At 33.9% G+C, this 14,752-nt stretch carries 9 protein-coding genes; 1 reads left to right on the top strand and 8 read right to left on the bottom strand.

Features of this window, described 5'->3' with window-relative positions:
• Window positions 1-2 precede the first annotated feature (2 nt).
• Window positions 3-935, top strand: coding sequence for a prolipoprotein diacylglyceryl transferase (lgt, locus tag QLQ96_RS11435; protein ID WP_482496778.1), 933 nt, complete (start codon window positions 3-5; stop codon window positions 933-935).
• A 57-nt stretch (window positions 936-992) separates the two neighbouring features.
• On the opposite strand, the gene QLQ96_RS11430 is transcribed toward lgt, so the two are convergent.
• From QLQ96_RS11430 to QLQ96_RS11395, 8 genes are all read right to left on the bottom strand, one after another.
• Window positions 993-1,604 (bottom strand): acyloxyacyl hydrolase, encoded by a 612-nt coding sequence (locus QLQ96_RS11430; RefSeq protein ID WP_482496777.1) that lies wholly within the window; start codon window positions 1,602-1,604, stop codon window positions 993-995.
• A gap of 87 nt (window positions 1,605-1,691) precedes the next feature.
• On the bottom strand, window positions 1,692-4,679 hold the full coding sequence (secDF, locus tag QLQ96_RS11425) for a protein translocase subunit SecDF (protein WP_482496776.1): 2,988 nt from the start codon (window positions 4,677-4,679) through the stop codon (window positions 1,692-1,694).
• A 224-nt stretch (window positions 4,680-4,903) separates the two neighbouring features.
• On the bottom strand, window positions 4,904-5,839 hold the full coding sequence (gene mdh / locus QLQ96_RS11420; RefSeq protein WP_482496775.1) for a malate dehydrogenase: 936 nt from the start codon (window positions 5,837-5,839) through the stop codon (window positions 4,904-4,906).
• Window positions 5,840-5,952: 113 nt separating this feature from the next.
• Complete coding sequence (gene gyrB, locus QLQ96_RS11415; RefSeq protein WP_482496774.1) at window positions 5,953-7,893, bottom strand: DNA topoisomerase (ATP-hydrolyzing) subunit B; 1,941 nt, start codon at window positions 7,891-7,893, stop codon at window positions 5,953-5,955.
• Window positions 7,894-8,235: 342 nt separating this feature from the next.
• On the bottom strand, window positions 8,236-9,852 hold the full coding sequence (gene asnB / locus QLQ96_RS11410; RefSeq protein ID WP_482496773.1) for an asparagine synthase B: 1,617 nt from the start codon (window positions 9,850-9,852) through the stop codon (window positions 8,236-8,238).
• Between the two features lie 315 nt (window positions 9,853-10,167).
• Window positions 10,168-11,844 (bottom strand): asparagine synthase B, encoded by a 1,677-nt coding sequence (gene asnB / locus QLQ96_RS11405; RefSeq protein ID WP_482496772.1) that lies wholly within the window; start codon window positions 11,842-11,844, stop codon window positions 10,168-10,170.
• A 411-nt stretch (window positions 11,845-12,255) separates the two neighbouring features.
• On the bottom strand, window positions 12,256-12,705 hold the full coding sequence (locus tag QLQ96_RS11400; RefSeq protein ID WP_482496771.1) for a hypothetical protein: 450 nt from the start codon (window positions 12,703-12,705) through the stop codon (window positions 12,256-12,258).
• Window positions 12,706-12,880: 175 nt separating this feature from the next.
• A complete protein-coding gene (locus QLQ96_RS11395; protein WP_482496770.1) occupies window positions 12,881-14,632 on the bottom strand; it encodes a TonB-dependent receptor in 1,752 nt (583 codons plus the stop codon).
• Window positions 14,633-14,752: the final 120 nt, after the last annotated feature.

Raw genomic sequence — 14,752 nt, 5'->3', positions numbered from 1 at the left:
ACATGACACACGCCTTAAATTTAGTTTGGAATCCTTCTGAGGGAATCAACTTAGGATTTTTTATGATTCGCTTTTACAGCTTAATGTTTGTAATTGCTTTTGGATTAGGATGGTTCCTAATGAAAAAGATTTTCGAAAGAGAAAATGAATCAATTGAAAAACTAGATTCTTTATTCGTTTGGACTGTTTTGGCAACTTTGATTGGAGCGCGTTTGGGTCATGTTTTCTTTTACGATTGGGAATATTTCAGAAATCATATCTTAGAAATTTTCCTTCCATTTAAATTCGAACCTGAGTTTCAATTTACAGGTTTCCAAGGATTAGCAAGTCACGGAGCAGCTATTGCGATTATTATTGCAATGTACTATTACAGTAAAAAGATACTAAAACGTTCGTTATTATGGATTTTAGATCGTGTTGTAATTCCTGTCGCTAGCGGTGCGATTTTCGTTCGTCTAGGAAATTTCTTCAATTCTGAAATTATTGGTCACGAAACTTCATCTGCTTTCGGAATCCGTTTTCTTCACGATACTTTCAGTAAAGCTGAAGCAGTACAGAAAACTGGAATTGCAGACCCAAAAGAAGCTTATACTGCAATTGCAACAGATCCAAAATTTGCAACATTATTAGCAGAAGTTCCTTCGAGACATCCTACACAATTGTACGAAGCATTCTGCTATATTTTTGTTTTTGCAATTTTATTCTTTTTATATTGGAGAACAAACGCAAGACTTAAATCTGGTCTTTTATTCGGATTATTTTTAGTGCTTCTATTCTTTGTTCGTTTCGTTGTAGAATTTGTAAAAGAAAGCCAAGGTGGTTTTGAAAGCGAATTAGGTTTATTTTCAACAGGACAATGGCTAAGCATACCATTTATCATTATTGGACTTTTCTTTATCATAAGAGCTCAGAGAAATCCTTTAGCTGAATCATAAAAATTATCCAACACAAATAAAAAACGCCCAACATTTCGCATATTGGGCGTTTTCTTTTTATAAGCGATGCGAAATCCCAAATTCAATATTCTTTGTATTATATCCCGCATTACTACTTCCTAAACCTGCATTCGAAACATGTCTTATGCTTGGACGAATATCAAACTGAAGCTTATTGTAATTTACAGTAAAGCCAACCGCTAAAACATCAGCAAAAGCAAAACCTTTAGACATTCGCTCGGTTTCTGTATCTGTAATCATCGGACCAATACTTCCCAAAACATAAAACGAACAAACTTTAGCAACAGGTTTCCGAATTAAAAAACCACAATTAAGCACATATTCACGAACCTCTTTTAATCGCGTATACTCATCTCTTTTTTGCTGGTAATTTGGCGCATCAGGTTTAACAAAATAAAAATTCAATAATTGATGTTCTGCAAAATTAATCTCAGGCTGAACTAAAATCTGATACTGGAAATGCTTTGTTTCTTTTATTTTATAATATAATTGAACTTTATAAAAATGATTTGTAAACGTATAGTTTCTATTATTAAATTCACTTCCAAAACCATAGTTAAAACCTAAAGAAAAACGCGAATTACGCTCCTGCGCGATTGTTTTTATAGCTAAAAGAAATAGCAGGCATAAAAGTAATTTTCTTGTCATAAATCGTTTTAAAATTCCATTTAAATATAGCACAAAAAAAAGATCCAGCTTTCGCTGGATCTTTTTATATAATTAAAACAGTAGTAATTATCCTTTATTATGTTTGTCTTCGATTGTGTGTTTCTCATCTTTAGAGATTGTATCTACCAATACTGGAGTTGCAATAAATAATGAAGAGTAAGTACCTACGATAATACCAATTAACATTGCGAAGATAAATCCTCTGATAGATTCTCCACCGAAAATAAACATCGTTAATAACACGATGATCATCATTAATGAAGTATTCAATGTTCTTGATAATGTAGTATTAATAGAAGCGTTTACAATATCTTCGAAACTTCCTTTACGGTTTCCAATGATAAACTCTCTTACCCTGTCAAATACAATTACCGTATCGTTCATAGAGTAACCAATTACAGTTAAGATCGCAGCGATAAAGTGCTGATCCATTTCCATGTGGAATGGCATGAATTTGTAACATAATGAGTAGATTCCTAATACGAATACAACGTCGTGAGCAACAGCCGCAATCGCACCTAATGAATATTGCCATTTACGGAAAGATATCATTAAGTATAAGAAAATAACTGCCATCGCACCAAGAACCGCCCAGTAAGAGTTAGTTTTAATATCTTCAGAAATAGAAGCACCTACTTTAGAAGCTTGCAATACCCCAACCGTTTTACCATTATACGAGTTAATAAATTTATCGTAAGTTGTATTTGGGAAATATTTCTGTAATGAAGCATATAACTTTTGGTTAACTTCCTCATCAATAGCTACACCATCTTCTTTAATTTTATATTTAGTTGTGATTTTCAATTGATCATCATCACCTAAAATTTTAGCTTCAACCGGAGTACCGAAAGCAGCAGATAATTCATCTGAAACTGCAGTTGCATCAACTGGCTTTTCGAATTTAACTTGGAAAGTTCTTCCTCCAACAAAATCAACACCTTCATCTAAACCATTAACAAAGAAGATAGAAACTAAACTTACTACTGTTACAATAGAAGAGAAGATATAAGTGAATTTCTTAACTTTAATGAAATCAAAATGGAAGTTTGTAAACCAGTTTTTAGTAATATTTGTAGAGAAAGTTAAATCAGCTTTTCCTAAAATATTTCTGTCAATAAAGATTCTCGCAATAAAGATTGATGTAAACAATGACGTTACGATACCAATTAATAATGTTAATGCGAAACCTTTAATAGGACCTGTTCCAAAAATGAATAAGATAGCTCCAGTTAAAACGTGAGTAACGTTAGCGTCAATGATTGAACGCATTGCACCATGCCATCCGTAAGAAGCTTGAACTGCCTCAGAAAGTGACTTACCTTCACGTAATTCCTCTTTTGCTCTTTCGTAGATAATAATGTTAGCATCTACTGCTGTACCCAATGTAAGTACGATACCTGCAATACCTGGTAATGTTAATACAAAACCAAAACTTGCCATAATTCCAAACAAGAATAGTAAGTTTAATAATAAAGCAAGGTTAGCATACCAACCAGCTTTACCATAATAGAATACCATCCAAACACAAACTAATAAGAAACCTAATACAGAAGAGATTGTACCTGCATCAATAGCTGCTTGCCCTAAAGATGGACCAACAACAGTTGATTGGATAATATCTGCAGAAGCTGGTAATTTACCTGCATTTAATACGTTAGCTAAATCTTTAGTTTCAGCTACGTCAAATGAACCCGTAATCTCAGATCTTCCTCCAGCAATAGGACCGCTTGTTACACCTGGAGCAGAATATACGATATCATCTAATACAATAGCAATGTAGCTTTTTTGAGAAAAAGCTCTTCCTGTTAACTCTTCCCAAACTTTAGCTCCTTGGCTGTTCATTTGCATAGAAACAGCAGGTTTACCCATTTGATCAAATGTATCTTTAGCATCAGTTACAACACCACCGCTCATTGCTGGGTTATTGTCTCTGTTTCCTTTTAAAGCGTATAATTCAACAGCCTCAATATCTTTTGCACTTTTTAAATCTTTTGCTTTTGGATCTTTTAAAGTAGTTGGCTTACTCCACACAAATTTCGCATAGTGTTGATCTGCACCCAATAAAACTCTAATTTCTGGTCTTTTTAAATAATCATTGATAGCAGCAGTATCTTTAGGTGCAAAGTATCCTAAAACTGGTCCACCACCTTGAACGATCATTTTATCAAATAAAGGATTGTTTCCTTTTTTAACTTCTGAAGAATCTTTAGCATCAGTTAATAATGCATTTAATGAATCTTTAGCAACAGTTTTAACTTCTGTTTTAACTTCAGTTTTCTTTAAAGCTTCGTTTGCCGATACTAAGAAATTACCAATTTCTTCAATTTTGAAAGTTTCCCAAAACTCTAATTGAGCTTTTCCACCTAATAATTTTTTAATTCTATCAACATCCTTAGCACCTGGAAGCTCAACTAAGATTCTTCCTGTTTCTCCTAATTTTTGGATGTTTGGCTGTGTAACACCAAATTTGTCGATACGCTCTCTTAATACTTTAAAAGCACTTTCTACAGACTCATCAACTTTTCTTTTGATAACTTTTTGAACTTGCGCGTCAGACATTTGAAAATCTACACCACCTTCTCCTTGAAGACTTCTGTTAGCAAAAATATCTGGAGATGCTAATCTTACAGAACCTTTTGAATTTGCATCAAAAGCTTCAAAAAACTTATTTAAATACGTTTTGTTTCCTTCTAAGTTTGCAGAAGCATCAGCTAATGATTTATTAAAAACTGGATTTTTAGAATTATTAGCCAAACCTTTTAATACGTCTTTGATAGAAATTTGAAGAATAACGTTGATTCCTCCTTCTAAGTCAAGACCTTTATTAAGCTGTTTGTTTTTCACTTCATTGTAAGTGAAATTAGTAAAACCAAGATTTAATACTTTTTCTTTACCAATAGAATCTAAATATTTCAGCTCTTTATCAGGATTATCACCTGCGAAAGCTTTAGCTTCACTTTTGACGCTATTTGCCACAAAAGTGAATGATAGTTGGTAAATACTTACCAATGCAAATAGAATTGCGAAAAATTTAATAAGTCCTTTATTCTGCATTATTACTAAAAATTAATTATGTTTTATTTTTGATTTTGTTTTAAAGTCCCATAAATAAGCCCTGACATGATTTTTTAAAACAAAAATACGAGATCACGAATTACCAATTTTTTTTTAAACCGAGCAAATATATAATTAACGAAAATATTAACCAATTTATTTATTAATTAATCTTAAAAAAAAAGCTGCAAAAGTGCAGCTTTTTTTATTTTTTGCCGTTTTTATTATACTAAAATAGCTTTTAGGGCATCATTCATACTACGAACTGCATCTGCACTTTTCGCAAATAAAACTTTTTCCTGATCGTTTAAGTCAATATCAACTATTTCTTCTACTCCATTTTTTCCAATTATACATGGTACACCTATACAGATATCGTTCTGCCCATATTCGCCCTCCACAAATACAGAACAAGCAATCATTTTCTTCTGATCATTCAAAATACTGTCTACTAAATATGCTACAGAAGCTCCTGGAGCATACCAAGCTGAAGTTCCAAGAAGCCCCGTAAGCGTCGCTCCTCCTACCATCGTATCTGCTGCAACTTTCTGCAATACTTCTTCTGAAAGGAATTGATTTACTGGAATTCCGTTATAAGACGCCAAACGAGTTAACGGAATCATAGTTGTATCTCCATGCCCCCCTATTACCATTGCTGAAATATCATTTGCAGGTTTATCTAATGCTAATGAAAGATATGTTCTAAAACGAGAACTATCTAAAGCACCACCCATACCTATAATTCTATTTTTTGGAAGACCTGTAGCTTTTAAAGCTAAATACGTCATAGTATCCATTGGATTGGAAACTACCACAATAATTGTATCTGGAGAATATTTCAATACATTTTCAGCAACTGTTTTAACAATTCCCGCATTGATGCCGATTAATTCTTCTCTTGTCATTCCTGGTTTTCTCGGAATTCCTGATGTAATCACAACTACATCACTTCCAGCAGTTTTAGAATAATCGTTGGTAACTCCAGAAACTTTGGTATTAAAACCTGTGTTTGTAGCACATTGCATAATATCCAATGCCTTACCTTCGGCAAAACCTTCTTTAATATCCAACAATACTACTTCGCTTGCAATTCCTCTATAAGAAATAACATCTGCACATGTAGCTCCAACATTTCCTGCTCCTACAATGGTAACTTTCATATTTTTTACTTTATCGGTTATTAATTTATTTGTCTATTCCTTAAAAAGACAATTCGTTTAATTGTCTAGTAAATTTAAACAATTAAACGAATTGAAATTATTAATTTTTCATTTTATGCGTCAATATTTGCATAAACTGCATTTTTCTCAATAAACTCTCTACGAGGCGGTACTTCATCACCCATCAACATAGAGAAAACCTGATCTGCTTCTGCAAGACTGTCAATGTTTACTTGACGTAAAGTTCTAAAACTTGGATCCATTGTAGTTTCCCATAATTGCTCCGCGTTCATCTCTCCAAGACCTTTATAACGTTGAATATTAGCGCTTCCACCCATTCTTTCGTTAGCTTGATCACGCTGAACATCATTCCAAGCATATTCTTTTTTGTTTCCTTTTTTGACCATATATAAAGGCGGCGCTGCAATATACACGTGACCTTCTTCAATTAGCTCTTTCATGAAACGGAAAAAGAACGTTAATATTAAGGTAGAAATGTGACTACCATCGACATCGGCATCACACATGATGATTACCTTATGATATCTTAATTTTTCAAGATTTAATGCTTTACTATCTTCCGCAGTTCCAACTGTTACTCCAAGAGCAGTAAAGATATTTCTAATCTCTTCGTTTTCGAATACTTTATGATGCATCGCTTTTTCAACGTTCAAGATCTTACCACGTAATGGAAGAATCGCTTGAAAGTTACGATCACGTCCTTGTTTTGCTGTTCCACCAGCCGAGTCTCCCTCGACAAGGTAAACCTCACATCTTGCTGGATCTTGCTCAGAACAGTCAGATAATTTTCCTGGCAATCCACCTCCGCCCATAACGGTTTTACGCTGTACCATTTCACGCGCTTTTTTCGCTGCGTGACGTGCTTGAGCCGCTAGGATTACTTTTTGGATAATCAATTTCGCATCATTTGGATTTTCTTCCAAATAATTCTCTAACATTTCTCCAACTGCTTGAGAAACTGGAGAAACTACTTCTCTATTTCCAAGTTTAGTTTTTGTCTGTCCTTCGAATTGAGGCTCAGATACTTTTACCGAAATAATCGCTGTTAATCCTTCACGGAAGTCATCTCCAGCAATTTCGAATTTTAATTTATCTAATAAACCAGAAGCATCTGCATATTTTTTAAGCGTTCTTGTCAAACCACTTCTAAAACCTTGTAAGTGCGTTCCCCCTTCGTGAGTATTAATATTATTTACGTAAGAAAAAATATTCTCCGTATAACTTGTATTGTAAATCAAGGCAACCTCAACTGGAATTTCACCTTTATCGTGATCCATGCTGATTACATGAGAAACAATTGGCTCACGGTTTCCGTCCAAGTAACGGATATATTCTTTTAATCCTTCAGTAGAATGAAAAACTTCACTTCTGAATTCGCCTTTATCATCAACCTCTCTCTTATCTGTAAATGTGATTGTAATTCCTTTATTTAAGAAAGAAAGTTCACGCATACGTGCTGAAAGCGTATCGTATGAAAATTCAGTAGTCTGAGTAAAGATTGTATCATCAGGATAGAAAGTTTGGCGAGTACCTCTTTTATCTGTTTCTCCAATTTGTTTAACAGGATATAATGATTTTCCTCTTTCGTATTCTTGCTCGTAGATTTTTCCTTCTCTAAAAACAGTCGATTTCATATGAACCGAAAGTGCATTTACTACAGAAACCCCAACACCGTGAAGTCCCCCAGAAACTTTATAAGAGTCTTTATCGAATTTACCTCCGGCTCCAATTTTAGTCATTACAACTTCAAGTGCAGAAACACCCTCTTTTTTATGTAAATCAACTGGAATACCACGACCATTATCCTCCACTGTCACAGAACCGTCTTCGTTTATTGAGACACCAATAGTATCACAATGTCCTCCCATCGCCTCATCAATAGAGTTATCAACAACCTCGTAAACTAAATGGTGCAGTCCTCGAACTCCTACATCACCAATATACATCGACGGACGCATTCTTACGTGCTCCATCCCTTCTAATGCCTGAATACTATCTGCTGAATAATTGTTCTTCTTGATTTCTTCGCTCATATAATTTATCCTAAAAAAATGTAATTAATGTCTAACACGCAAATATATAAAAACGCGGGCTATATACCCAGTAAAATACGACTTAAAGCACTTAAGTTATCAACACAATTGTCTGAAAAACTAAAAAATAAACCCAAAAATGAATTTAATTTCTAATTTTCTTTAATTCAAAATTCTAAAAAATGGAAATAACGTAAAAAATGTACTCTTTATAAAATTCTAAATTCCAAAACTCGAACATATATTAAATCAAAAAAACCGAAATGACATTTTATGCATTTCGGTTTTCTATATGGGATCCAACAAATTGGAATTTGGAATTTGTCTATAATTGGATTTTTTTTAAGCAATAACAGTAGTTTTTACAGCTTGAAAACTCCCATTTAAATGGGCCGCATTTGCTCTTCCGCTTGGATCTTGGTTTTCTTGCCATTTCGGAATCCATTTACGAACAGTTTGGGCCGCGCTGACCTGTGGATAGAATTTATGAAAAATCGATCTGTATAGGTACGCTTCTTTTGTCGTTGGCGAATTATACGGAAATTCTGCACTTGCTCCTGTCAACTGTTCGTCTGTCACTTGCGAAGCACAATATTCAATTAATTCGTCCACCCAATTGTACCCAACTCCATCAGAAAATTGTTCTTTCTGTCTCCATAAAATTTCCGAAGGCAAATAAGGATCTTCCGGAGTATCGAACGCTTTTCTTAAAATATATTTTTCAACGCCTTCATAGGTTTTTGGCTGTTTTTCTTCTGTTTTAATTCGAATTGCAACGTCTAAAAATTCTGTATCCAAAAACGGAATTCGAACTTCTAAACCATTTGCCATTGTCGTTTTATCTGCGCGAAGCAAATCGGCCGTAAATAGCTTCTGGACCCTTTCTATTGTTTCGTCTTGAAATTCTTCTTCTGAAGGCGCATTTCTAAAATATAAATGTCCTCCAAAAACCTCATCTGCCCCTTCACCCGACAAAATTACTTTTATGCCTTGATCTGCAATTGCTTTAGAAAGCAAATACATTGGAACGCCAGAACGTACAGAAATAATATCGTACGTTTCAATATGATAAATTACTTTTTCTAAAACTTTCACTCCTTCTTCAACAGAAAAGTGTATTTCGTGATGTTCTGTTCCTAAAAATTCCGCAGCTTTTCTAGCCGCGACATTATCTGGAGCATCAGCATCCAATCCGATAGAAAATGAATGCAGTTTCTCTCCTTTTTCTTTTAATAATCTTGAAGTGATAGCCGAAATCAAAGAAGTATCCAAACCTCCTGACATCACAACTCCCAAAGGCACTTCTGCCAATAAACGTTTGCGTGTAGCCTGAATTAGACTTTCACGAATTAATTGCAAATCTAATCCGTGAGTTGCATTTTTATGATCTTCGTATTCTGGATGATAATATTTTACAAAACCTGTTTTTGCAGTATAATAATGTCCAGGAGGAAAAGTAGAAAACGATTTGCATTGGTCGGCAATAGATTTCATCTCTGAAGAAAAATAGATTCGCCCTCTTTCATCCAAACCATAATATAAAGGTTTTACTCCAATCGGATCGCGGCCTGCAATATATTTATCGCCGTCAACAACCACAAAGGCAAAATCTCCGTCTAGTTTATTACAAAAATCATAACCAAATTCTTCGTAAAGATGCACAATCACTTCTGAATCTGATTCGGTTCTGAAAGCATGATTTTTTAAAACTGTATTTTTAAGCTCTTCATAATTGTAGATTTCGCCGTCATGCACCATCCACGCATTATCTGTTCCTTGAATTGGCTGCCTACCCGAATTAAGATCAATAATAGACAAACTTTCATGACAAAGTATACTGCCATTTTCCATAATGTGAACATCACTTTCATCAGGGCCACGATGTGACATTCTTTCAGAAAGTTCTTTTACAAGCTTTGGGTCTTTTCCTTTACCAATTACGGCTAACAATCCAGACATAATATTCTATTTTTTATTTTATTTTTCAGTATTGCTCAGCGGTGAAGCGAACATTAAAAAATCATTAAAATTTTGACTGAAAGCAAAACTAAATATTAATTTTCGCTTTCCATTATTAAATCCGTTAAAATATTTAGTGTTTAACGTTAATACTGCAGAAGTCAAATATATTAAAAGAAAACCAATTAACGTCATTGCTTATCTACAGTGAATCAGAAATTTAGAGAATTAAAGAAGTCTAGACAAGAAAAACGCTCTCGATTGAGAACGTTTTTCCTAAAAAATATATACTAATTCTAAAAATTAAACTCTTAATTATGCCTTAACATAAGCATCATCGTGAACACTTGCTACTGCTCTACCAGATGGATCGTTCATGTTTTTGAAGGCTTCATCCCACTCCAAAGCGATTTTTGTACTACAAGCCACACTTGCTTCTTGAGGCACACATAACGCCGCTGCATCGCTTGGAAAATGTTCTGTAAAGATAGAACGATAGTAATATTCTTCTTTTGAAGTTGGAGTTTGCAATGGGAATTTAAATCTCGCATTTGCCAATTGCTCATCCGAAACTTCTTTTGCCACAACTTCTTTCAAAGTATCAATCCAGCTGTATCCTACTCCATCAGAAAATTGCTCTTTTTGTCTCCATGCAACGCTTTCCGGAAGCATGTCTTCGAAAGCTTTACGAACAACCCATTTTTCCATCGGATGTTCTTTGTTGATCATTTTATCTTGCGGGTTGATGCGCATTGCAACATCCATAAATTCTTTATCTAAGAATGGTACTCGACCCTCGATTCCCCACGCAGCCAAACTTTTGTTTGCACGTAAACAGTCATACATGTGAAGCTTACTTAATTTACGAACGTTTTCTTCGTGGAATTCTCTTGCGTTTGGCGCTTTGTGGAAGTACAAATATCCTCCGAATAACTCATCTGCACCTTCACCTGAAAGAACCATTTTGATTCCCATTGATTTAATAACTCTAGCCATTAACCACATTGGAGTTGAAGCTCTTACCGTTGTTACATCATAAGTCTCAAGGTTGTAAATCACATCACGAACTGCATCTAAACCTTCTTGGATTGTAAATTTAATTTCGTGGTGAATTGTTCCGATATGTTTTGCAACAACTTGCGCAGCAGCTAAATCAGGCGAACCTTCTAAACCAACTGAAAACGAGTGCAATTGTGGATACCAAGCATCTGTAGTATCATCAGATTCGATACGTTTTTGCGCAAATTTTTTGGCTACAGCCGAAGTAATAGACGAATCTAAACCTCCAGAAAGTAAAACTCCATAAGGAACATCACTCATTAATTGTCTGTGAACCGCGGCTTCAAGCGCTTTTTTGATTTCTGGGATACTTGTTTCATTATCCTTAACAGCATCATAATCAGTCCAGTCTCTTTTATACCATTGCACAAATTCTCCGTCTTTGCTTGATAAATAGTGTCCTGGAGGAAACAATTCAATTTTTGTGCAATATCCTTCAAGAGCCTTTAACTCAGAAGCAACATAAAAAGTTCCGTGTTGATCCCATCCAATATACAATGGAATGATTCCCATATGGTCACGAGCAACAAAATATTCATCTTTATCAACATCGTAGATTGCAAATCCGAAGATTCCGTTTAATTCATCAACGAAGTTTACTCCTTTTTCTTTATATAAAGCTAAAATAACTTCACAGTCACTTTCAGTTTGAAAATTATATTTACCAGCAAATTGTTTACGAAGCTCTCTGTGATTGTAAATTTCCCCATTTGCAGCCAAAACCAATTTTTTATCTTCTGTAAATAAAGGTTGTTTTCCTGACGCTGGATCTACAATTGCCAAACGCTCATGAGAAAGAATCGCTTTATCATTGCTGAAAATTCCGCTCCAGTCTGGTCCACGGTGACGAATGATTTTTGACATTTCTAATACTTGAGGTCTTAACGCTTCGGCTTTTTGTTTAAGATCAAAGGCACATACAATTCCACACATAATTCTATATTTTAAGTTTTAAATTTTATTTTGATAGGGCAAAGATGCAGTATTAGTTACAATTGAAAAACACATTACACAAAATCAATTACAATTATAAACCAAAATAAACAATTTACATACTAATTGTAAAAATTTCATATCAAAAAAAGTCTGAAACTTGAAATTTTTAATTTTGAGCACAAAAACGCTTTAAAATTCAAACTTTAATTTACTTTTTTGAATTAAATTTTGAGTTTTTCCATTACAAATGAAAGATCCGTAAAGAGCAGAGGAAAAGCTGTTCTGGAATTGTGTTTTGTATAATCGTTAGCTATATACTTCGTCAAGGATTACAAGATTGCGAATAGCTTTTTGTGTGTTAACTTGTCAAACTTTGAAACTTTTACAAAGTTAATGGCGTAGAAGAAACTACTCTACACTTTCTATAGTATAATGCGTTTTATTAATTTCAAATTGAAATCCAGCTTTATTTCCCATTAAATGGTTTCCTAAAGGAGATTGCGGAGAAAGTGCAATAATATTGATTCCGTCTATAGCAATTTTTGGAAGCGCAACACTTACATATAAATAAATTCCGTTGGCTTTTACTAAGCTTCCTAAAACTATATTTTCAGTCGTTTTAAGCGGATCAATTTTATCCAAAATTCCTTTTTGCTCAATTGCTTCTTTGAGTTTATTTGTCAATTTTTCTTGCTCAATATGCATCATCGACAAAGCAGTTTCGTGTTTGTCGCCAGCAGAACCTTTGGCGTCGTTTTTTGAATCTTCGGTCAATCCAGAAATCATGTCTTTAAAAACATCCATTCTGTCTTGAACCATTTGAGTATAGTGAGAGTATATTTTTTCTTTAAAAGTCATTTCTTTTGAGGTACTGAGGTTCTAAGGTGCAAAGATGCAAAGGTTTTTTCTTTATTTAAAAAAACAGCCACGAATTCACGAATCTACTCCAAAAAATTCATGAGTTCATGGCTGAAAAAAAAGGCACATTCATTTAAAATGTTTTAGTGCCCTGGTATCTTTTCGGCATTAAGCCTTAAAAATCAAATTTATAATTTGCGCCTCCTAAAACTTGGAATCCTTGTACAGGATAATTCAACCATTTTTCGTAAGCTTGATTTCCAATATTATTCAATTTCAAGAAAAATGTCAAACGTTCGCTGAATTTATAACCTAAATGAGCATTGGCATCAAAATAACTTTTTAAAGTTATTGTCTCAGGATTTAATCCTAAAGAAGTATTGGTCTGCATGTCTTTTCTTTCGCCAACATAAAATACATTCAAACCTGCATACCACTGCTTCGTAATATTAACGTCTAAAGTTGAACTTAATTTCATTGAAGGCAAATTCCATGCTTGAACATCATTATCCGTATTATAACTATTAAAAGTTCCGTTGATTCCGAAAGTTACATTTTGAGAGATATCCGCTTTTAATTCTCCGTAGAAACGGAAAGTTCTAATATCTTCATAAACCACTCCAAATGAATTTCCGAAAGCATAATCTTCATTTGTAACAATTTCTGTATAATCATTTGCTTTGAACAAAGCCTTATCTTTTTCATTCAAATAAGAAGCGGTCAAATTATAATTTACATTACTAGCCAATTTTCCTTTTAAACCAGCAAAAACATTGTATTGCGTGCTTGACGGACGCATGTTTAAAGTTGGAGATAAAAACGGATTATCAGTTACAAAATCTGCATAAGAATTTTGATTTAAAGCTCCATTTACTCCCGTATAGAAAATCATTAAATCACCGACTAATTTATAAGAAGCATTTACTTTTGGATAAAAATAAAATTTGTTTCCGCTGTTTTCAGAATCTCCACTGTAATAAATTCCAGCTCCTAATTCTAGTGTCCAATCATTTTCGTTGATTACAAAACTTGGCTCGATTCCAACATTTGTGAAGCTATATTTTAAAGCTTCCGTATTGTCCTGCAAATAATTATTCTTGAAAGAACCGCTTACGTGATCTACAATAACATTTGTTTTAATTGCCTGATCCATTACATCAACGGTAAAAGTCGGCTTTACATAAAATCTATTTTCTGATGAAGAATAACTATCTGAAAAATGCGTAAATCTTGCTGAAAGTTTACTAAAAATACTTTCATTAAATTCTGCATTTCCGCCAAGCGAAATAGTATTATAAGAATGATCTGGATTGATGCTATTCACTAAATCATAACGCTGATCTGGAATCGTAGAACCAAAAGTCGAAGGAAGCCCGTACCAATTATAAATCTGATTTTGATATCCTAAATCTACTCCCCAAGTAGCATCTCTATTGTTTTGACCATAGCCAACATTTATTGCAGTATCGTAGAATTCATCATTTAATTCTACATCTTTAATTCCACCTTGAGAAGAATGGTGACGAAACATTCCTGCCACATAATCGTTATTTCCTAAATCTTGGTTTACAAATAATTCACCATTTAAAGTACCGTAATTACCAACACCTACAGTCGCATAATTATTAAATAATCTTTCTTTTTTCGCTTTCTCCACACCTTCTGCTTTTCCTTTAGAAGGAGTAAAAGTCGATGCCACAGGAACAGACAAAATACTGAATTTAATTACTTCTTTCGGCTGATTTCCGCTATCGTCAAGCGAAGGTGTTTCTTTCACTTTAAAAGCATCTGAAATAGTTGGCGAATACGGTTTTACAACATTTACTGTCTCGGTTCCGATAGTTTCATTTTTCTTCTGTGCAAACGAAAACTGAGCAGCAAATAATACTAACAAAATGATGATTTTATGTCGGCAGTTTAATTTCATATTTCTTTCTTTTTAAGAGAATAGAGGAAAGAAGCAAGAGAAAAGACTCTCTTATTCTTCTTCTTTATTTCTCTTTTTTTTTTGACTCTTTATTCTTTTAAATTCTAACTCTTTCTTCTT

The organism is Flavobacterium sp. B167r (assembly GCF_056824315.1).
The sequence above is the reverse complement of the archived record's forward strand: the minus strand, read 5'-3'. Positions and strand labels throughout refer to the sequence as shown.

What these genes read in the sequence shown, in the direction of transcription:
- QLQ96_RS11430 (WP_482496777.1), bottom strand. Translation starts at nt 1,604, where the DNA reads ATGACAAGAAAATTACTTTTATGCCTGCTATTTCTTTTAGCTATAAAA.
- QLQ96_RS11400 (WP_482496771.1), bottom strand. Translation starts at nt 12,705, where the DNA reads ATGACTTTTAAAGAAAAAATATACTCTCACTATACTCAAATGGTTCAA.
- QLQ96_RS11395 (WP_482496770.1), bottom strand. Translation starts at nt 14,632, where the DNA reads ATGAAATTAAACTGCCGACATAAAATCATCATTTTGTTAGTATTATTT.
- asnB (WP_482496773.1), bottom strand. Translation starts at nt 9,852, where the DNA reads ATGTCTGGATTGTTAGCCGTAATTGGTAAAGGAAAAGACCCAAAGCTT.
- asnB (WP_482496772.1), bottom strand. Translation starts at nt 11,844, where the DNA reads ATGTGTGGAATTGTATGTGCCTTTGATCTTAAACAAAAAGCCGAAGCG.
- lgt (WP_482496778.1), top strand. Translation starts at nt 3, where the DNA reads ATGACACACGCCTTAAATTTAGTTTGGAATCCTTCTGAGGGAATCAAC.
- secDF (WP_482496776.1), bottom strand. Translation starts at nt 4,679, where the DNA reads ATGCAGAATAAAGGACTTATTAAATTTTTCGCAATTCTATTTGCATTG.
- gyrB (WP_482496774.1), bottom strand. Translation starts at nt 7,893, where the DNA reads ATGAGCGAAGAAATCAAGAAGAACAATTATTCAGCAGATAGTATTCAG.
- mdh (WP_482496775.1), bottom strand. Translation starts at nt 5,839, where the DNA reads ATGAAAGTTACCATTGTAGGAGCAGGAAATGTTGGAGCTACATGTGCA.